The 19,409-nt window shown below is 69.0% G+C and carries 15 protein-coding genes; 6 read left to right on the forward strand and 9 right to left on the reverse strand.

Annotated features, from left to right (window positions below; translation table 11 throughout):
• Positions 1 to 45: 45 nt before the first annotated feature.
• The gene (alaS, locus tag ACYVKL_RS07665) at positions 46 to 2,712 is read right to left on the reverse strand and encodes an alanine--tRNA ligase (RefSeq protein WP_379169486.1); all 2,667 of its coding nucleotides are present in this window, start codon (positions 2,710 to 2,712) and stop codon (positions 46 to 48) included.
• Positions 2,713 to 2,783: 71 nt separating this feature from the next.
• Here alaS and ACYVKL_RS07670 point away from each other — a divergent pair, with 71 nt between their 5' ends.
• Positions 2,784 to 3,443: a CatB-related O-acetyltransferase gene (locus ACYVKL_RS07670; protein WP_379169488.1), complete on the forward strand. Its 660-nt coding sequence runs from the start codon at positions 2,784 to 2,786 to the stop codon at positions 3,441 to 3,443.
• 89 nt (positions 3,444 to 3,532) lie between these two features.
• Here the strand turns inward: ACYVKL_RS07670 and ACYVKL_RS07675 are convergent, their stop codons facing one another.
• Entirely contained in the window at positions 3,533 to 4,891 is a 1,359-nt protein-coding gene (locus ACYVKL_RS07675; RefSeq protein WP_379169490.1) for a replication-associated recombination protein A, read from the reverse strand.
• 242 nt (positions 4,892 to 5,133) lie between these two features.
• The gene (locus tag ACYVKL_RS07680; protein ID WP_379169492.1) at positions 5,134 to 6,303 is read right to left on the reverse strand and encodes a phosphotransferase family protein; all 1,170 of its coding nucleotides are present in this window, start codon (positions 6,301 to 6,303) and stop codon (positions 5,134 to 5,136) included.
• A 322-nt stretch (positions 6,304 to 6,625) separates the two neighbouring features.
• Here ACYVKL_RS07680 and ACYVKL_RS07685 point away from each other — a divergent pair, with 322 nt between their 5' ends.
• Complete coding sequence (locus ACYVKL_RS07685) at positions 6,626 to 7,555, forward strand: DUF2189 domain-containing protein (protein WP_379169494.1); 930 nt, start codon at positions 6,626 to 6,628, stop codon at positions 7,553 to 7,555.
• 81 nt (positions 7,556 to 7,636) lie between these two features.
• Here the strand turns inward: ACYVKL_RS07685 and aspS are convergent, their stop codons facing one another.
• Entirely contained in the window at positions 7,637 to 9,430 is a 1,794-nt protein-coding gene (aspS, locus tag ACYVKL_RS07690; protein ID WP_379169873.1) for an aspartate--tRNA ligase, read from the reverse strand.
• Between the two features lie 120 nt (positions 9,431 to 9,550).
• On the opposite strand from aspS, the gene ypfJ reads away from it, so the two are divergent.
• Together ypfJ and ACYVKL_RS07700 are read left to right on the forward strand one after the other, a co-directional pair.
• Entirely contained in the window at positions 9,551 to 10,471 is a 921-nt protein-coding gene (gene ypfJ, locus ACYVKL_RS07695) for a KPN_02809 family neutral zinc metallopeptidase (RefSeq protein WP_379169496.1), read from the forward strand.
• A gap of 494 nt (positions 10,472 to 10,965) precedes the next feature.
• Positions 10,966 to 11,508 carry a hypothetical protein gene (locus ACYVKL_RS07700; RefSeq protein WP_379169498.1) on the forward strand — a complete coding sequence of 181 codons (543 nt, stop codon included), beginning with the start codon at positions 10,966 to 10,968 and terminating at the stop codon, positions 11,506 to 11,508.
• Between the two features lie 9 nt (positions 11,509 to 11,517).
• Here ACYVKL_RS07700 and ACYVKL_RS07705 read toward each other — a convergent pair whose 3' ends face one another.
• The 4 genes from ACYVKL_RS07705 to ACYVKL_RS07720 form a co-directional block, all read right to left on the reverse strand.
• A complete protein-coding gene (locus ACYVKL_RS07705) occupies positions 11,518 to 12,597 on the reverse strand; it encodes a 2-oxoacid:ferredoxin oxidoreductase subunit beta (RefSeq protein WP_379169500.1) in 1,080 nt (359 codons plus the stop codon).
• Entirely contained in the window at positions 12,597 to 14,552 is a 1,956-nt protein-coding gene (locus ACYVKL_RS07710; RefSeq protein WP_379169502.1) for a 2-oxoacid:acceptor oxidoreductase subunit alpha, read from the reverse strand. Before ACYVKL_RS07710 ends, ACYVKL_RS07705 begins: the two co-directional genes overlap by 1 nt.
• A gap of 130 nt (positions 14,553 to 14,682) precedes the next feature.
• Positions 14,683 to 15,699 (reverse strand): Rv2578c family radical SAM protein, encoded by a 1,017-nt coding sequence (locus tag ACYVKL_RS07715; protein ID WP_213556301.1) that lies wholly within the window; start codon positions 15,697 to 15,699, stop codon positions 14,683 to 14,685.
• A 31-nt stretch (positions 15,700 to 15,730) separates the two neighbouring features.
• On the reverse strand, positions 15,731 to 16,717 hold the full coding sequence (locus tag ACYVKL_RS07720; RefSeq protein WP_357198864.1) for an NAD-dependent epimerase/dehydratase family protein: 987 nt from the start codon (positions 16,715 to 16,717) through the stop codon (positions 15,731 to 15,733).
• 183 nt (positions 16,718 to 16,900) lie between these two features.
• Here ACYVKL_RS07720 and ACYVKL_RS07725 point away from each other — a divergent pair, with 183 nt between their 5' ends.
• The gene (locus ACYVKL_RS07725; RefSeq protein WP_379169505.1) at positions 16,901 to 17,230 is read left to right on the forward strand and encodes a type VII secretion target; all 330 of its coding nucleotides are present in this window, start codon (positions 16,901 to 16,903) and stop codon (positions 17,228 to 17,230) included.
• On the forward strand, positions 17,227 to 18,435 hold the full coding sequence (locus tag ACYVKL_RS07730; RefSeq protein WP_379169507.1) for a hypothetical protein: 1,209 nt from the start codon (positions 17,227 to 17,229) through the stop codon (positions 18,433 to 18,435). The genes ACYVKL_RS07725 and ACYVKL_RS07730 overlap by 4 nt, the downstream gene beginning before the upstream one ends.
• A gap of 176 nt (positions 18,436 to 18,611) precedes the next feature.
• Here ACYVKL_RS07730 and ACYVKL_RS07735 read toward each other — a convergent pair whose 3' ends face one another.
• Positions 18,612 to 19,361, reverse strand: a complete 750-nt coding sequence (locus tag ACYVKL_RS07735; RefSeq protein ID WP_379169509.1) for an SDR family oxidoreductase — start codon at positions 19,359 to 19,361, stop codon at positions 18,612 to 18,614.
• Between the last annotated feature and the right edge of the window lie 48 nt (positions 19,362 to 19,409).

Consider the following 19,409-nt stretch of genomic DNA (forward strand, 5'->3'; position numbering starts at 1 on the left):
GGAGGAATCTCCCGAACCTGTCCGCGCTGTGTCGGAGTCGCCCATCTACCCGGCGAGCTCGGCGACCCGCGCCCGCAGCGCGGCCAGACCCGCCTCGATACCCGAGGGGTCCGAGCCGGCGCCCTGCGCCATCTCCGGCTTGCCGCCACCGCGACCCGAGATCGACGGACCGAACGCGGACACCAGGTCCCCGGCCTTGATCCCCAGATCCTGGGCGGCCTTGGTGACCGCGGCCACGAACGGCACCTTGCCGTCGGCATTGCCGAGCAGCACCACGATGGCGGGCTCGGAACCGAAGCGGCCCTTGATGTCCTGCACCAGGGTGCGCAGATCGCCCGCGCCCACCCCGGCCGGGGCGGCGGCCGCGACCAGCAGCACCTTGCCGACCCGCTGCGCCTGCTCCACGAAGGTGCCCGCGCTCGACAGCACGGCCGCCATCTTGGTGCGCTCGAGTTCCTTCTCGGCGACCTTGAGCCGCTCCACCAGCTGCTCGACGCGTCCGGGCACCTCTTCGGAGGGCACCTTCAGCGAGGAGGCGATACCGGCCAGCAGCGCGCGCTCCTTGGCCAGGTACTTGTAGGAGTCCAGGCCGACGAAGGCCTCCACGCGGCGGACACCGGAACCGACCGACGACTCGCCGAGCACGGTGATCGGGCCGATCTGCGAGGAGTGCGCCACATGGGTGCCACCGCAGAGTTCCATGGAGAACGGTCCGCCGATCTCCACCACGCGCACCTCGTCGCCGTAGTTCTCGCCGAACAGGGCCATCGCGCCCATCTTCTTGGCGGAGGTCAGGTCGGTGACGAAGGTGTTGACCGGGAAGTCGTCGGCGACCGCGCTGTTGGAGACGGCCTCGATCTCGGCCTTCTGGCCCTCGGTCAGCGCGCCCTGCCAGTTGAAGTCGAAGCGCAGGTAGCCGGGCTTGTTGAGCGAACCGGCCTGAACGGCGTTGGGGCCCAGCACCTGTCGCAGCGCGGCGTGCACCATGTGGGTGCCCGAGTGGCCCTGGGTGGCGCCGTGCCGCCAGGACGGGTCGACCTGCGCGAGCACGGTGTCACCCTCGGTGAGCTGACCGGCCGCGACGGTGGACTTGTGCACCCACACCTTCTTGGCGATCTTCTGCACGTCGTTGACGGTCACCTTGACCCCGTGCGAGGAGCTGAGCGAGCCGCGGTCGGCGATCTGGCCGCCGGACTCAGCGTAGAGCGGGCTGCGGTCCAGGATGACCTCGACGTCCTGCCCGGCCTCGGCGACCGGCACCCGGACGCCGTCCTTGATCAGGGCGAGCACGGTGGCCTCGGTGGCCAGCTCGTCGAAGCCGGTGAACTCGGTCGCGCCGCGGTCCACGAACTCCTTGTAGATGGTGAGGTCGGCGTGCGCGTGCTTACGTGAGAGCGCGTCCTCCTTGGCCCGCTTGCGCTGCTCGGCCATGAGCGAGCGGAAGCCCTCCTCGTCGACCTGCAGGCCGGCCTCGGCGGCCATCTCCAGGGTCAGGTCGATCGGGAAGCCGTAGGTGTCGTGCAGGGTGAAGGCGTCGGTGCCGCTGATCTTCTTGCTGCCCTGGGTCTTCACCTCGTCGACGGTCTCGTCGAACAGCTTGGTGCCGGTGCTCAGGGTCTTGAGGAACGCGGCCTCCTCACCGACGGCGACGGTCTCGATGCGCTGGAAGTCGGTGAGCAGCTCGGGGTAGGACGGCGACATCAGGTCGGCGACGACCTTGATGAACGCACCCATCACCGGCTGGTCGGCGCCCAGCAGGCGGGCCGAGCGGACGATGCGGCGCAGCAGGCGGCGCAGCACGTAGCCGCGGCCGTCGTTACCGGGGTTGACGCCGTCGCCGATCAGCATGGCGGCGGTGCGGGCGTGGTCGGCGATGACGCGGAAGCGGACGTCGTCGGCGTGCTCGACGCCGTAGGAGCGGCCGGTCAGTTCCTCGGCCTTGTTGATGATCGGACGCAGCAGGTCGGTCTCGTAGACGTTGTCGACGCCCTGCAGCAGGAACGCGACACGCTCGACGCCCATGCCGGTGTCGATGTTCTTCTTGGGCAGCGGGCCCAGGATCTCGAAGTCGTCCTTGCCGCGCCCGGCGCCGCGCTCGTTCTGCATGAACACGAGGTTCCAGATTTCGAGGTAGCGGTCCTCGTCGGCCTCGGGGCCGCCTTCGATGCCGTATTCGGGGCCGCGGTCGAAGTAGATCTCCGAGCACGGGCCGCACGGGCCGGGGATGCCCATGGACCAGTAGTTGTCGGCCATGCCGCGACGCTGGATGCGCTCGTCCGGCACGCCCAGCTCACGCCAGATCTGCTCGGCCTCGTCGTCGTCGAGATAGACGGTGACCCACAGCTTCTCGGGGTCGAAACCGTAGCCGCCGTCCTCGACGGGGTTGGTCAGCAGCGACCAGGCCAGTTCCATGGCCCCGCGCTTGAAGTAGTCGCCGAAGGAGAAGTTGCCCGCCATCTGGAAGAAGGTGTTGTGGCGGGTGGTGACGCCGACGTTCTCGATGTCGCCGGTGCGCACGCACTTCTGCACGCTGGTCGCGGTGTCGAAGGGCGGGGTCTGCTGACCGAGGAAGAACGGCACGAACTGGACCATGCCCGCGTTCACGAACAGCAGGTTGGGGTCGGCCAGGATCAGCGAGGCACTCGGTACCTCGGTGTGTCCGGCCTTTACGAAATGCTCCAGGAAGCGCCGTCGAATCTCGTGGGTCTGCACAGGTATCCAGCCTACCGTTCCCAGTCCAGGGAGTTTCCACCCACCACCGGGCGATAGCTACCATCGCCTGGGTGACTGTGATCCCCGACCCATCCCAGCGCTTCCCGCTTCCGCACGCGCCCCGGACCGTCTTCCTGAAACCGCACGTCACCTCGCCGAATATCGAGGTCGGCGACTACAGCTACTTCGACGATCCGGTCGCGGCGACCGCCTTCGAGACCGACAACGTGCTCTACGCGTTCGGTCCCGAGAAACTGATCATCGGCAAATACTGCGCCATCGCGAGCAACACCCGCTTCATCATGGCCGGCGCGAACCACCCCACCGCGGGCGTGTCGACGTTCCCGTTCACCATCTTCGGCGGCGCCTGGGCCGAGCAGACGATGGACATCATCACCTCGATTCCGTCCAAGGGCGACACCGTGGTCGGCAACGACGTGTGGTTCGGCTACAACAGCCTGATCATGCCGGGCGTGCGGATCGGCGACGGCGCGATCATCGCGACCGGCGCGGTCGTCACCGCGGATGTGCCGCCGTACGCGATCGTGGGCGGCAATCCGGCGCAGGTGGTGAAGCAGCGCTTCAGCGACGCCGAGGTGGCGCAGCTGCTGCGAGCGGCCTGGTGGAACTGGCCGGTCGAGCTGATCACCGAGAACGTGCGCATCATCATGGGCGGTACGCCCGCCGAGATCGAGCGGATCGCCCTGCACAACGGGCTGATGGCGGACTGACCTGCGGCGCAGACATATTCGGGGCGTGCCGGTCGACTGTTTTTGGCAGTCGGTGCAATTCGGCGCGCCGCGCATATCCGCGCGCGGCGCTACTTGCCCCGGACGATGCGGCGGAGTTTGGTCACGCGCGGGCCGACTTCGCGTTCGTAGCCGTGATCGGTCGGGTGGTAGTAGTCGGTGCCGACCAGTTCGTCCGGCGGATATTGCTGGCCGAGAACGCCATCCGGGTGATCATGGGGGTACTTGTAGCCCTGGGCGTTGCCGAGGGAGGCCGCGCCCGCGTAGTGACCGTCGCGCAGGTGCGGGGGCACCGCGCCCGCCTTGCCCGCGCGGACATCGGCCATGGCCGCGCCGATGCCCTTGACCACCGAACCCGATTTCGGGGCGGTGGCGATGTGAATCGTGGCCTGAGTCAAGGCCAATTGCGCCTCGGGCATACCGACCAGTTGAACCACTTGAGCTGCGGCGACCGCGGTCTGCAACGCGGAGGGATCGGCCATGCCGACCTCCTCGCTGGCCTGAATCATCAGGCGGCGGGCGATGAATCGCGGATCCTCACCGGCACTGATCATCCGGGCCAGGTAATGCAGTGCGGCATCGACATCGGAACCGCGCAGCGATTTGATGAAGGCGCTGATCACGTCGTAATGCTGGTCTCCGGCACGGTCGTAGCGGACCGCCGCCTTGTCGACGCTGGCCTCCACCAGCTCCACGCCGACGGTGCCGTCCAGCGAGGACTCCGCCGAGGCTTCCAGCGCCGTCAAGGAGCGTCGTGCGTCGCCGCCCGCGATCCGCACGATATGGTCCAGCGCCGCGTCGGTGACCGTGTACTCCCCCGCCAGTCCGCGCGGGTCCTCGATGGCTCGCCGCAGCACCTGGCGAATCTCGGTCTCGGACAACGACTGCAGTTGCAGCACCAGCGACCGCGACAGCAGCGGCGACACCACGGAGAACGACGGGTTCTCGGTGGTCGCGGCGACCAGCAGCACGATCCGGTTCTCGACCGCGGCCAACAACGCGTCCTGCTGGGTCTTCGAGAAACGGTGCACCTCATCGATGAACAGCACGGTCTGTTCGCCGGCGGTGAGCCGCCGCCGCGCCAGATCGATGACCGCGCGCACCTCCTTCACCCCCGCCGACAGTGCGGACAACGCCTCGAATCGGCGGCCGGTGGCCTGCGACAGCAGTGACGCGAGCGTGGTCTTGCCGGTTCCCGGCGGGCCGTAGAGCAGGACCGAGGCGGCCCCGGACCCCTCGATCAGCCGGCGTAGCGGCGAGCCGGGGCCCAGCAGATGCTGCTGACCCACCACCTCGTCGAGGGTGCGCGGCCGCATCCGCACGGCCAGCGGCGCGAAGCGGTCGTCCCCACTCGGGATGCGCGCGGCGCGCGCGTCGTAGTCGTCGGCTACGGCCTGCGTGCCCGGCGCATCGAACAGCCCATCACTCACGCGCACGACCCTACCGACCGGCTCCGACACGATCCCCGGCCTCCAGCACCATCGCGGACAGCGGGCGGCGAAACGGGCGCGGCAACCGGCCGCTCCCGGCCGCGCGGGACCTCATGCTCGGGCGCTACACCGTCAGCCGGGCGCGCCGCCGAGCCTGGCCGTACACAGGGACGCGGGCCGGAATCTCACCCTCGGATTCCGGCCCGCACCTCGGAGGACGAGCCTCCCATGCTGGTCGAGGACTACTCCTCCCAGCGCTCCTCGAGCGTGGCCGACACGTGTTCGGCGAAGTCGCCGAGGGTGTCGTCGCCGGTGCAGCGGGCATCCTCGGCGAGGGCGGCCCAGCGGTTGATCAAGGCGGCCGAGCGCGGGATCGACAGCCCGTGTTCGCGGGCGGCGGCGATGCGGGCGTGGTCGGCGGGCAGGAACCAGTAGGTGGACAACCACACCCAGATCAGCCGGGCCTCGAGGATGCGTTCGGCGAGCACGGCGTCGTCGGCGAGGGCCGGCCAGACGGCGACCACCTCCGAACGCCACGCCTCCACCATCTGCCGGGCGCGTTCGCGCGACAGCTCGAAATCGCACAGGCAGCCGGGGAACGAGACCAGGGCGTAGGCGATGTCGAGGGTGGCGTCGCGGAACCCACCCCACTCGTAGTCGAGGAACCGCGCGCCCTCGTCATTGAGAATGACGTTGTCGGGACACAGGTCCGAGGGGCTGAAGGCGCGGTAGCGGCCAGCCGAGAACAGGCGGTTGCCGCGCACGATGCGTTCGGCGATCTCGCCGGGCACCTCGATGCCGAGTTCGCGCTGCAGCATGTCGGGCAGCTCGGCGACCGCGGATTCGGACTGCTGGGCGATGCCGTCGACCCGGTGCACCACGTCGACTCGGCGCAGCAGGGCCACGAAGTCGGCCTCGCGTCCGACGGTCGCGGCGTGCATGCGGCCCAGGGCCTGCGCGAACGCCATGAGCGCGTTGCGCTTGTTGGGCTCGACGCCGGACTTCAGGACCGCGGTGAGGGAGAGGTTCTCGCCGAGGTCGCTGAGAATGAGCAGACGGCCGGGCAGACTGTAGCCCAATAAGTAGGCGCCGGGGCGGTGGTCGCGTCCGAGGGCGGTGGTGAATTGGTACGAGACCGCCTCGCGGAGGAATGCGGAATCGATGCTGGCGACCCCGGGCGCCATGCCACCGGTACGTCGCTGCGACGCCGGACCCGCCACCTGCTTCACAATGAGTGTGCGAGGGAGCGAGAAGGCGTTCTCCGCAACGCGGACACGTAGGACCGTCGTCCTACCACTGCCGCTGAGCTCCATGGGATCACTCAGCTTCACCGCAGCACCCATTCGCTTTGTAAGCAACTGTTGTGCCGCGGACACGACTTCGGCGGCGCGTTCGGCCAATAGTGCGGTCATCGGATCCCAAGGTACTCCCGCCAGGTCACTTTCAGCGAGCGGTTGCACAACCTTTCGCGCGTCGGGCGGCGTGTCTTTGTGAAGGGTTTGCCCACGCGGCGCTGGTTGCTTGACACAACCAGCGGGGTCTAGTTGTCTCTTGGATCAACTGCTGTGCGCCACACCGTAAACCGGGAAATGTGAAAGGCTTGCGACCATGACTGGCACGCCGCCCTCAGCACCGTACGATCCCTCCGGCGACCGTCCCGTCGCCCGAGGCGGCGAACAGTACCCACCGCACACCGGTCAGCACCAAAACCCCGAGCCCGCAGCGGTTTCCGGCGTGCCTGAGCCGGTTCCGGCGCCCAGTCGCCACCAGCTCCCCGGGCTCGCCGGGTACCCGCAGTTCGACGGACCCGGCGCCGCGCAGTACGGCAGCGAGCCCGTGGAACCTCCGCCGGCACTGACTCCGCAATCGGGCGTGCCACAAACGCCACCGGGTTTCGGCGGTGGCGTACCGCCGCAGTTGCCGCCGGGCGCGATGCCGGCGGGCAATCCGCCTCCGCCTGGCGGCTTCCCGCCCGGTTCCATGCCGCCACCGGCCGCCGGCCCGGCCACCGAACCCGTCCCGCAACAGTCCTACGCGCCGCCGCGCGAGAAGCTCGATGTCGGCGGGGCCCTCACCTACGGCTGGGATCGGTTCCGGCTCAATCCCGTTCCGTGGGTCGGAATGGTACTGATCGGTCTCATCGCCTGGCTGCTGGTCACCCTGCTGGTGAGAATCGTTGACATCCAGTCGCTGTCGGCGGTCGTGCTGCTGTTCGCGGTGGCGTCGCTGGTGGTGTGGCTGCTGCAGGCCGCGATGATCCGCGGCGCGCTCTACGAGACCGACGGCACCCCACCCGATTTCCCGGCCTTCTTCGGATTCGTGAACGCCGGCAATGTGCTCATCACCGCGCTCATCGTGTTCGCGGCGTGCTTCCTGGCCTCGATCGCGTGCCTCTTCCCGGCGGTCATCGTGGGCGTTTTGTGCATGTTCGCGCTGCATTTCGTGATCGATCAGGACCAGAACCCGATCGCCGCTATCCAATCCAGCGCGCGCTTGGTGATCGCCAATGCCCTCCAGGTGTCACTGCTGGCGCTGGCGGTGCTGCTGATGACGGTGGTCGGCACGCTGTTCTGCGGCCTGGGTCTGCTGATCGCGGGACCGGTGACCGCGATCGCCACCACCTACGCCTACCGCAATCTCACCGGCCGGCTCGTCGTGTACTGAGTTCCCGACCACACCCACTACATAACCAGCGACGCCGCCCTGCATCAGCAGGGCGGCGTCGCTGTCGGAAGGCGGTCGAGGCTACTTGGCCTCTTCCTTCACCGGGTTGCCGTTCGCGTCGAGCTTGGCGTTGAGGCCCGCTTCCTGACGCTGCTGCAGGGTGATCGGGGTGGGCGCGTCGGTCAGCGGGTCGACGCCGCCGCCCGACTTCGGGAACGCGATGACCTCACGGATGGAGTCCATCCCGGCCAGCAGCGCGGTGATGCGGTCCCAGCCGAAGGCGATGCCGCCCATAGGGGGAGCGCCGAAGGAGAACGCGTCGAGCAGGAAGCCGAACTTGTCCTGCGCCTCCTCCTCGCCGATGCCCATCACCTGGAACACCCGCTCCTGCACGTCGCGGCGGTGGATACGGATCGAGCCGCCGCCGATCTCGTTGCCGTTGCAGACGATGTCGTAGGCGTAGGCCAGCGCCGACGCCGGGTCGGTGTCGAAGGTGGCCATATGCTCGGGCTTGGGCGAGGTGAACGCGTGGTGCACCGCGGTCCAGGCCGAATAGCCCAGGGCCACATCGCCGCTGGCGGTGGCGTCGGCGGTGGGCTCGAACATCGGGGCGTCGACGATCCAGACGAAGGCCCAGGCGTTCTCGTCGATGAGGCCGCACTTGCGGGCGATCTCACCGCGGGCCGCGCCCAGCAGCGCCCGGCTCGACTTCTGGTCGCCGGCCGCGAAGAACACACAGTCGCCGGGCTCGGCGCCGACCTGCTTGGCCAGGCCGTCGCGCTCGGCGTCGGTCAGGTTCTTGGCGACCGGGCCGCCGAGGGTGCCGTCCTCGTTGAAGGTGATGTAGGCCAGGCCCTTGGCGCCGCGCTGCTTGGCCCACTCCTGCCAGGCGTCGAACTGGCGACGCGGCTGCGAGGCGCCGCCGGGCATGACGACCGCACCAACGTAGGGAGCCTGGAACACACGGAAGGACGTGTCCGCGAAGTACTCCATCATCTCGGTGATCTCGACCTCGAACCGCAGGTCCGGCTTGTCGGAACCGTAGCGGCGCATGGCGTCGGCGTAGGTCATGTGCGGGATCGGGGTCGGGATCTCGTAGCCGACCAGCTTCCACAGCGCGGACAGGATGTCCTCGGCCAGCAGGATCACGTCCTCCTGCTCGACGAAGCTCATCTCGATGTCGAGCTGGGTGAACTCCGGCTGGCGGTCGGCGCGGAAGTCCTCGTCGCGGTAGCAGCGCGCGATCTGGAAGTAGCGCTCGATGCCGCCGACCATGAGCAGCTGCTTGAACAGCTGCGGGGACTGCGGCAGGGCATAGAACTTGCCGGGCGCCAGGCGGGCCGGGACCAGGAAGTCGCGCGCACCCTCGGGGGTGGAGCGCGTCATGGTCGGCGTCTCGACCTCGATGAAGGCATGCTTGGCCAGCACCTCGCGGGCGGCCGAGTTCACCTTGGAGCGCAGCCGGATCGCGTGCGCCGGGCCTTCGCGGCGCAGGTCCAGGTAGCGGTACTTGAGGCGGGCTTCCTCGCCGGGCTCGTCGTCGAGCTGGAACGGCAGCGGCGCGGCCTCGTTGAGCACCTCGAGCGCGGTCACGTTGACCTCGATGGCGCCGGTCGGCAGGTTCGGGTTCGCGCTGCCCTCGGGGCGGTTCTCGACCACGCCGGTGACCTTCACGACGAACTCGTTGCGCAGCTTGTGGGCGGCCTCCGCGGGCTCACCTTCACGGAAGACGGCCTGGGACACACCCGAAGCATCACGCAGATCGATGAAGATCACGCCACCGTGGTCTCGCCGCCGGGCCACCCAGCCGGTGAGGGTGACGGTCTGACCGGCGTGCTCGCTTCGCAGCGAACCAGCCAAGTGGGTGCGCAGCACGGGATTCCTTTCGACGGGACTCGAAGCACCGGTGCGGGTGACCAGGTGCAGACCCATCGTAGAGAGACACGTGCGGCGAGTGGAAACCGATATCCGCTCGCCCGTGTCAGAGTGATACGCATGACCTTCAACGAGGGCCTGCAAATCGACCCGAACCGGGTGAGTGGCGGCGGTGGACCCGGACTGGGCGGCGGCTTGGCTCTCGGCGGCGGCGCGCTGGGCATCATCGCACTGATCGCGTCCCTACTACTCGGCGGCGATCCGGGCAGCATCCTGGGCCAGTTCACCGGTGCGGACTCCAACGCCAAGTCGGGTGCGGCCACCACCCCCGACCATTGCAAGACCGGCGCGGACGCCAACAAGTACGCGGACTGCCGCGTGATCGCCACCGTCCAGAGCCTGGACAACGTGTGGGGCACCGAGCTGCCCAAGCAGACCGGCCGCAAATACGTGGCCCCGAAGGTCACCCTGTTCTCCGGCGCGGTGAACACCGGATGCGGGCGCGCGTCCTCGGCGGTGGGCCCGTTCTACTGCCCCGCCGATCAGACCGCCTACTTCGACACCAGCTTCTTCCAGGAACTGGTCGACCGCTTCGGCTCCAGCGGCGGTCCCCTGGCCCAGGAGTACGTGGTGGCCCACGAGTTCGGCCACCACATCCAGAACCAGCTCGGCGACATCAACAAGGCCCAGCGTGACCCCAAGGGCCCGACCTCCGGCGCGGTCCGCACCGAGCTGCAGGCCGACTGCTACGCCGGCGTCTGGGCCGCCTACGCCGACAAGCTCCCCGCCCCCGGCGGCGGCCAGCCCTTCCTGAAGCCGTTGACCGACAACGACATCCGCGACGCGCTCTCCGCCGCCTCCGCCGTCGGCGACGACCGCATCCAGAAGGCCTCCACCGGCCGGGTCAACCCCGAAGCCTGGACCCACGGCTCCTCCGAGGAACGCCAGAAGTGGTTCCTGACCGGATACAAGACCGGGCAGGTCAAGGCGTGCGACACCTACTCGGCACCGGACCTGGGCAACCCGCCCGGCCTGCGCTGACCCGCCCCACCCAGAGGTCCCCGTCCGATCACCGGCCGGGGACCTCGCCATTTCCCGGCTCTCGAACTGACTACCCGCGCACCGATCCCGGCCCTGCGTCGTCCGCTCTTGCGCCGCTTCCCGTCCACGCCTTGCCTGCCCACATGCCGATCGGTGGCCCTGCGTTGTCCGCGCTGACACCGAACCGCGGCCCCGCGTCGTCTGTCCCGACGCGATTGCGGCTGGTGGGTCGTCGTCCTCACGCCGATTCGCGGCTCTGCGTTGTCTGTCCTCACGCAGGTTTCAGCCGTGCGTCGTCCGGCCCCACTCAGATTCCAGCCCGCGCGTCGTGTGCCTTACGCAAAGCGGCCTACGCCACGGGCGAATTCGGGCGAATGCCGCGAGCCGCGCCCGTTGCCGGAGCGGCGTCGGCGTGGCACTCGGCGGTGAGCTGGGCGCGGGGGAACAATCTGCGGGCGGCGGGCGGACGCCCGCAAGGGATTCGGAGGGATGCGATGGGAACGGCAGGGGTAGCAGGACATTTCGGCAGGACGGCGCTCGGCAGCGCGGTCCGGAGGCACGGGCGGCGAGCCGCGCTGGCCGCGATGTGTGCGGTGCTGCTCACGGGGGCAGGCGGATTCGCGGGGGCGGACCCCACTCCCCCGCCTTCGGTGCCGTTGTTCACTCTCACGGCCATGCCCGCGGACTGGCAGTCGCGCACCGATCTGCGGCCCGTCCTCCAGGTGCAGCCGGACGGGCGCGCGGTGAAGCGGGCCGACGCCGGCGCGCAGCCGGTGAACGGGAAGGTGCCCGCCGATGTGCTGGCCGCCGCGGCGACCGAGGTGAAGGCGCTGGTCACCGTCGACATGGGCACCCCGGATGCCACCGACAAGGGGACCTCGATCATCGATTACATGCCCGAAGCCCGCGACCAGGATCTGCATCTGATCGTGTACGCGCCCGAACTCACCGACGGGCTCACCGACGAACAGAAGGCGTCCCGCAAGCGCTTCGACGATCTGTTCGCCCGCTTGCTGAACGCCTTCGTTCCGTCCTGACGGCGAAACCTATCCGACCGTCCAGGTTTCGCGGCCGGTGAGCAACTCCTGCAGGGAGTCCGGGCTCACCGGTTTGCGTTCGGCGGCGGTACCCAGCTGCGCTCGGACCCCGTCGTCGTAGGTGGGCCGGGCGACACTGCGGAAGACGCCGGTGACAACGTGGGTGAGGTCCTGGTCGGACAGTCGCGACAGGGCGTAGGCGTATTCGGGGTGGTCGGTGTAGGCGTCGTGCACGACGATGTCGGACTCGGCGACGCTGTCGGCCTTGGCCACCCGCAACCCGAAACCGTCACGGACCACCGCGAATTCGCTGTCCGCGCCGAAGCGGATGGGCTGCCCGTGCCGCAGGCGGACCAGGTGTGATTCGGCGTTCTCGCGGCGCAGGGCGTCGAAGGAGCCGTCGTTGAAGATCGGGCAGTCCTGCAGGATCTCCACGAACGAGGTGCCGCGGTGCTCGGCGGCGGCGCGCAGCACCTCGGTGAGCCCGGCGCGGTCGGAGTCCAGGGCCCGGGCGGCGAAGGTGGCTTCGGCGCCGAGCGCCACCGACAGCGTGTTGAACGGGTGGTCGATCGAGCCCATCGGGGTGGATTTGGTGACCTTGCCGGTTTCCGAGGTCGGCGAGTACTGGCCCTTGGTGAGACCGTAGATCCGGTTGTTGAACAGCAGGATCGTCATGTTCACATTGCGGCGCAGCGCGTGGATGAGGTGATTGCCGCCGATGGACAACGCGTCGCCGTCCCCGGTCACCACCCAGACCGACAGGTCGGGCCGGGTGACGGCCATGCCGGTGGCGATGGCCGGGGCGCGCCCGTGGATGGAGTGGATCCCGTACGCCTCCAGGTAGTACGGGAACCGGCTCGAGCAGCCGATCCCGGAGACGAACATCAGGTTCTCGCGCTTCAGCCCCAGATCGGCGAGGAAGCCGCGCACGGTGGCGAGAATGACGTAGTCACCGCAGCCGGGGCACCAGCGCACCTCCTGATCGGAGGTGTAGTCCTTGGCCTTCTGCGGGCCCGCCGCCGCCGGGACGCCGGACAGGCCGGTGAGCCCCAGATCGGCGCCCACGAACGGGTTTTCGAGAATGGTCATCACTTGCCCCCTGGGGTGCGGTAGGTCGCGCGGGCTCGGGCGGCGAAGGCCTTGGCCTGTTCCATCTCGGCGATGGAGCCGTCGAGGGCCGCGTCGATGACGCCGACCAGTTCCTGTGCTTGGAATGCGGTGCCCGCCACCTTGGTCCACGGCTGCACGTCGACGAGGTAGCGGGCGCGCAGCAGCATGGCCAGCTGACCGCCGTTCATCTCCGGGCATACCACGGTGCGGTAGCGCCGCAGGATCTCGCCGAGGTTGGGTGGGAAGGGATTCAGATGCCGCAGGTGCGCCTGCGCCACCGGCACCCCGCGCCGCCGGGCCCGCCGGCACGCCTCGCCGATCGGCCCGTAGGAGCTCCCCCAGCCGATGAGCAGCAGTTCGGCGTGTTCGCCTGGATCGTCCACCACCAGGTCGGGCACCGCGATGCCGTCGATCTTGGCCTGCCGCAGCCGGACCATGAGCTCGTGGTTGGCCGGCTCGTAGGAGATATTGCCGCTGCCGTCGGCCTTTTCGAGCCCGCCGATGCGGTGGGCGCGGCCCGCGGTGCCGGGCACCGCGAGCGGGCGGGCCAGGGTTTCCGGGTCGCGCGCGTAGGGCTGGAACGCATCGTCCTCGGCGGCCTCGGGTTCGAAGGCCGGATCGATCGGGGCGAGCTGTTCGACCCGCGGAATCGCCCACGGCTCGGATCCATTGGCGATGGCGCCGTCGGAGAGCAGCAGGACCGGTGTGCGGTAGGTGAGGGCGATGCGGGCGGCCTCCACGGCCGCGTCGAAACAGTCCGCGGGCGAGCGCGGCGCGACCACGGGCACCGGGGATTCGCCGTTGCGCCCGTAGAGCGCCTGCAGCAGATCGGCCTGTTCGGTCTTGGTGGGCAGACCGGTGGACGGGCCGCCGCGCTGCACGTCGATGATCACCAGCGGCAGCTCGGTCATGACGGCCAGGCCGATGGTCTCGCTCTTGAGCGCGAGCCCGGGACCCGACGTACTGGTCACCCCGAGCGCGCCGCCGAGCGCGGCCCCCAACGCCGCCCCGATGCCCGCGATCTCGTCCTCGGCCTGGAAGGTGGTGACGCCGAAGTTCTTGTGCTTGCTCAGTTCGTGCAGGATGTCCGAGGCCGGGGTGATCGGGTAGGTGCCCAGGAACACCGGCAGCCCGGACAGCTGCCCGGCGGTGACGATGCCGTAGGCGAGGGCGGTGTTCCCGGTGATCTGCCGGTAGGTGCCGTCGGGCAGCGTCGCCGGAGCAATTTCGTAGGTGGTGGCGAAGGCTTCGGTGGTTTCGCCGTAATTCCACCCTGCCCGGAATGCGAGGATATTCGCTTGGGCGATATCGGGTGTGGCGGCGAATTTCTCCCGCATGAACTGTTCGGTGCCGCCGATCGGCCGCCCGTACATCCAGGACAGCAAGCCGAGCGCGAACATGTTCTTCGCGCGCTGCCCATCCTTTTTACCCACACCGGTCGGTTCGGTTGCACCGAGGGTCAGCGACGTCATCGGGACCCGGTGCACCACGAAATCGGTCAACGTGTCATCGGTGAGCGGGTCACCGGCATACCCGACCTTGGCCAGCGCCCGTTTGGTGAATTCGTCCGTATTGACGATCACCGTCGCCCCGCGCGCCAAATCCTCCAGATTCGCCTTCAGCGCAGCGGGATTCATCGCGACCAACACATCGGGCTGATCCCCGGCGGTCAGGATGTCGTAGTCCGCGATCTGGATCTGAAACGACGACACACCGGGCAGCGTGCCCTGGGGTGCGCGGATCTCGGCGGGGAAATTCGGTTGGGTGGCAAGATCATTGCCGAATGCGGCCGCCTCGTGCGTGAACCGGTCACCGGTGAGCTGCATGCCGTCACCGGAGTCGCCCGCGAAGCGGATGACGACCCGTTCCAGTTTCTCGACCGCCAATTTCCCTGTGCCGTCCCCGTTTCCGGCCGCCACAGAGTTGTCATGCATCACGGTGTCCTTCGACTGAGCCATGCGCGTGCATCACTTCCTCGTCAGATGTGAGGTACCAACGCCAAACTACTCCGCAATATTCGCGACACACCCGTGAAGCGCAATGGTTTCGATCAAAGAACCGCCGTCAGGCGAACAACGCCAACTGCGGGTCGGGCGTGTGCGATTCGACGGCGCGAACCTCGGGCTCGGCCGGCCGATCACGGTTCAAACGGTGTTTCTCCAGCAACGGCTCGATTCGGCCGCGTAGCCACGCAGAATACTCCGGTGTCACCGAAGTTCCCCGACCATACAGTTGCCGGTAGCGCCGCAACAGCGCCGGGTGGGCCTGGGCCAGCCATTGCAGGAACCAGCCGCGGGTGGACCCGCGTAGATGCATGGGGAATGCCGTGACCCGGTCGGCGCCGGCGTCGGCGATGGCGGCGAAAAGCGCGTCCAGATGCGCTTGCGAGTCGGTGAGGTACGGAATGACCGGGGCCACCATGACATTAACGGCGAATCCGGCATCGGCGAGGGCGCGCACCAGTTCCAGCCGGGCCCGCGGCGACGGCGTGCCGGGCTCGAGCCCGTGGTGCAGTTCCTCGTCCAGGATGGCGATCGACACCGCCAGGTCCACGGGCACCTGCCCGGCCGCTTCGACCAGCAGCGGCAGATCCCGGCGCAGCAGGGTGCCCTTGGTGAGGATGGAGAATCCGGTGCCGGACTCGGCGAGCGCGGTGATGATGCCCGGCATCAGCCGGTAGCGGCCCTCGGCGCGCTGGTAGGGATCGGTGTTCGTGCCCAGCGCCACCGTTTCCCGCCGCCACGACCGCTTGTGCAGTTCGCGTCGCAGGATCGGGACCACATTGGTCTTGACCACGATCTGGGAGTCGAAATCAGCGCCGGCGTCCAGGTCGAGGTACTCGTGGGTGCCGCGGGCGAAGCAGTAGCGGCAGGCGTGCGAGCACCCGCGCATGGGGTTGATGGTCCAGCCGAAGGGCAGCGTGCCGCTGTCGGGCACCCGGTTCAGAGCGCTCTTGCAGAGCACTTCATGAAACGTGATGCCCTCGAATTCGGGTGTCTGCACGCTGCGGACGAAGCCCGCACGTTCGAGCCCGGGGAGTGCGCCGTCATCGGCGCCGAGGGTCTGCCTTTGCCACCGCACTACCCCAGTCGAACATGCGTTCTAACTACTGTCAAGCAATCTTCTGCGTGTCGGCCTCGATCGGCTGGCCGTTGTAGAAGGCGACCAGGTCCCGGATGGTCTGCTCGGCGGGCCGCGGACGGTAGCCGAGTTCCTCGGTGGCCTTGGTGTGCTCGACGATCGGGGCGGCCAGCAGCGCGCCCATGGCCGCCTTGGAGATGCGGTCGCTGCCGAAGGCCTTGGCGACCGGCTCCATGACCGGCATGCAGGCGTTGATCACCTTGGCCGGAATGGCGAAGGCGGGCTTCATCTTCCCGTTGACCTCGGCGGCGGTGCGGGTGGCCTGGAACATGTCGGTGAAGTGGCCACCGAGCAGGTAGTTCTCGCCGGTGCGGCCGCGCTCGCCGGCCAGCACCAGGCCCGAGGCGACGTCGCGCACGTCGACCAGGTCGAAGCCGCCGCTGATCATGACCGGCACGCGGCCGCGGGCGGCGTCCCACAGCGTGGTGTTGATGCGCGAGTTGGTGTTGTCGATCGGGCCGTACACACCGGTCGGGTTGCAGATGACCGCGTCCAGACCCTTGTCGATGACCGAGCGCAGCTCGATCTCGCCCTGCCACTTGGACCGGTCGTACACCGGCAGATCCGGGTCGATCGAACGCGGCGAGCGCTCGTTGATGACGCCGCCGCAGGAGTACTGGTTGAACGCGTGGATGGAGCTGGTGTGCACCATGCGGCGCACGCCGACCTCGAGCGCGGCCTCGGCGACCACGCGGACGCCCTCGGTGTTGACGCGCCAGGCGACGTCGTTCTTGTGAGCCAGGGTGATCAGCGCGACCAGGTGGTAGACCACCTCGGCGCCGTCGAGCGCGGCACGCATCGAGACCGGGTCCAGCACATCACCATTGACCCAGGTGACCCCGGGCGCGGCGGCACCGGCCACCCGGTCGATGGCGGTGATCTCGTGACCGCGATCGGTGAGCTGGCGAAGCAAGTTGGTGCCAAGGAACCCGGCAGCGCCGGTGACTGCGACCTTCATGGTCAGAAGAATATAGAACTTGTTCTAATTTGCAAGAACGGTCACATTACGGACCGGATGCGGAGGGGGTCACACCCCGACGCGGGCGACGGGCCGGAGTGGCCGCGCACGCCACGCCGGGCTGGACGCTCGAAGGGTTATATTCGGCATCCGCATGTCCATGACGATAGGGGGGCGCTGACAATGGCCGATCTCTCGGTCGACACCGGTGCGGTCCGCACCTTCGCCGCGACGCAGGACGGCGTCGCCGCCGACATCGCCGCCCAGGGCGGCCTCGACACGGTATCCCACGTCGCCGCCATGACCCCCGTCTTCGGGCTCGTCGGCGCGGACTTCCTGGCCAGCTTCGCCGTCGCCGAACTACTCCACGATCGCGACATCAACGCCCTCTCCGGCCGCTTCGCCAAGCTCGGGCAGGCCGCCTTCGGCTCGGCCGCCACCTACGACGCCACCGACGCCGAGTTCGCCGGCGGGTTGCACGCGGCCGCCGGGGAGATCGGCGAACAGGCATGAGGCCCAGCGACTCCGGCGTGATCGGAGTCGGCCCGGCCGGACCGGACGCCAGCGCACCGCGAGCGGAATCGGTCGAAGTCGGCTCGCCGGGCCCGGACCTGCCGCCGTTGCCCGCCGATCCGGTCGGCGATCTCATGAAGGGCCTCGCGGTGCCCGCGATCCCCGGACTGGACGCGCTGTTCGCGCCCGTCCTGCAATTGCTCCAGAGTTTCGGCACCGGCGTGCCGGGTCAGCTGAATCCGGCCACGCTCCTCAGCGCCGGTTCGACGGTGATCGAGGCCGCCGTGCAGGTTGGCTGCGGCGCACTCGATACCGTCGAATCCCTGTGGCAGGGAAAGGCTTCCCAGAGCGCGCAGGAATCGGGCAAGCAGGCCGGGGCACACGGGCAGGAGACCGCTCAGCGCGGTTTCGACCTGTCGGCGATCACCGATCAGGCCGCGTCCGTGGTGGAGCGGGGCAATATCCAGCTCACCGCCATCGCCCAGGCTTTCGCCGCGGAGGCTACCGCGCTGGCCCCGCTGATCGTCACCCCGCTCGGGCAGACCACCCTGATCGCCTCGGCGACCCGCCATCTCGGCGAAGCCGTCACGGTCGTGAACGCCACGCGCGGCGAGCTGTCGGTCTACACCGCGCAGGTGCAGGGCTTGATCGGACAGCTGGTCGGCCAGGGCGGCGGCCCGAATCCGGCGGAGGTCGCCGAGGCGCTGGCACAGAATGTGGGCCGGCCGATTCTGGAGCAGGCGAGGGGGCTGCTCGAAAGCGGTTTGCAGGCTATGACGACCGCCGATACCGCGAACAACGATCCCACCGGCAGGCTCCCCGATACCTCGGCGGCCGGGCTCGGCGGGGGTGGTGGCCACGGAAGTGGCGGCGGCCCGGGCGGTCTCGGCGGCGGCCCGCCGTCGACGCCGGGCGGCCCGGGCTCCTCGATCCCCGGTGGCAAGCTCGCCGCGCCCGCCAATCCGTTCGGCGCGGGCGCAGCGGGCATCCAGGGTCTGGGCGGACCGGCCGGTTCGGGTTTCCTGGGCTCCCCCGCCGCGGCGGGCAGGGGCGGCGCGAGCGAGTCCCAGCACGGTCGCACGGTGCAGCCGCACCAGAGCCCCACGGCCGAAAGCGAACTCACGGGCAATCTTGGGACCTTCGCCCCCGATGTCATCGGTGATATCGAGGAGCCCGGCGCCACGGGCGAGGCCGATCACGTCTGATCCCGCTGCGGCGCAACGTCTTCAGCGCGGGCCCACCAGCCCTCGGACACAAGAATGCCGCGGCGATCCGGACGGGTACCCGGATCACCGCGGCATCGGTGGAGACCGATATGCGGATGTACACCCCGCGGGCTCGGCCACCGTTTCAGGGCGCGCGGTGGGCACGCCGCGGTGGATTACACCGCGGTCGGCCGCGCCTGCGCGTCGACTCCGCCGTCGATGACGAACTGGGCGCCGTGGATGAACCCGGCCTGCGGACCGACCAGGTAGACGATGAGGGAGGCGATTTCCTCGGGCTCACCGTTGCGGCCGATGGGCGCGGTGAAGTTGCGGATGGCGTCGCCGTAGCGCGGATCGTCCAGGCCGGCCTGCAGCAGCGGGGTGTCGACGCTGCCGGGGGCGACGGTGTTGAGGCGCACGCCGGCGGCGCCCCACTCCACGGCGCGCTCGCGCACCGCGACGGTGACGGCGTTCTTGGAGGCGGCGTAGGCGTAGCTGCCCGCGTAGTCGCCGGCCTGGGCGAAGGCCTCGGCCTCGGCGCCCTTGGCGATCGGGTTGTCCTCCCACTTCAGGTGGGTGGAGGCGACCGACGAAACCACCACGGCCGCAGGGTTTTCGCCCTTGCTCAGGGCGGGCAGCAGCGCGTCGAGCAGGGCCACGGTGGCCCGGTAGTTGATCTCCACGACCAGGTTGGGGTCGGGCACCTGGGGGCCGACGCCGGCGCAGAGGATCAGTCCGTCGAGGGTGCCGCCGGAGCGTTCCAGGACGGCTTCGACGGCTGCGGCGCGGGCGGCGGCGTCGGTGAGGTCGACGGTGATGTCGGCGTTGCGCAGGTCGATCCCGATGATGTCGTGTCCGGCGGCGCGCAGGGCGGCGGCGGTGGCCGCGCCGATGCCGGACCCGGAGCCGGTGATGGCGATCGTCATGACGCGATTAGAACAAGCGGCAGAACAATCGGGCAAGACCTACTCACC

Source organism: Nocardia tengchongensis (genome assembly GCF_054781395.1).

What these genes read in the sequence shown, in the direction of transcription:
- ACYVKL_RS07725 (WP_379169505.1), top strand. Translation starts at nt 16,901, where the DNA reads ATGGCCGATCTCTCGGTCGACACCGGTGCGGTCCGCACCTTCGCCGCG.
- ypfJ (WP_379169496.1), top strand. Translation starts at nt 9,551, where the DNA reads ATGACCTTCAACGAGGGCCTGCAAATCGACCCGAACCGGGTGAGTGGC.
- ACYVKL_RS07705 (WP_379169500.1), bottom strand. Translation starts at nt 12,597, where the DNA reads ATGACCATTCTCGAAAACCCGTTCGTGGGCGCCGATCTGGGGCTCACC.
- ACYVKL_RS07730 (WP_379169507.1), top strand. Translation starts at nt 17,227, where the DNA reads ATGAGGCCCAGCGACTCCGGCGTGATCGGAGTCGGCCCGGCCGGACCG.
- ACYVKL_RS07680 (WP_379169492.1), bottom strand. Translation starts at nt 6,303, where the DNA reads ATGACCGCACTATTGGCCGAACGCGCCGCCGAAGTCGTGTCCGCGGCA.
- ACYVKL_RS07710 (WP_379169502.1), bottom strand. Translation starts at nt 14,552, where the DNA reads ATGCATGACAACTCTGTGGCGGCCGGAAACGGGGACGGCACAGGGAAA.
- ACYVKL_RS07720 (WP_357198864.1), bottom strand. Translation starts at nt 16,717, where the DNA reads ATGAAGGTCGCAGTCACCGGCGCTGCCGGGTTCCTTGGCACCAACTTG.
- ACYVKL_RS07700 (WP_379169498.1), top strand. Translation starts at nt 10,966, where the DNA reads ATGGGAACGGCAGGGGTAGCAGGACATTTCGGCAGGACGGCGCTCGGC.
- ACYVKL_RS07735 (WP_379169509.1), bottom strand. Translation starts at nt 19,361, where the DNA reads ATGACGATCGCCATCACCGGCTCCGGGTCCGGCATCGGCGCGGCCACC.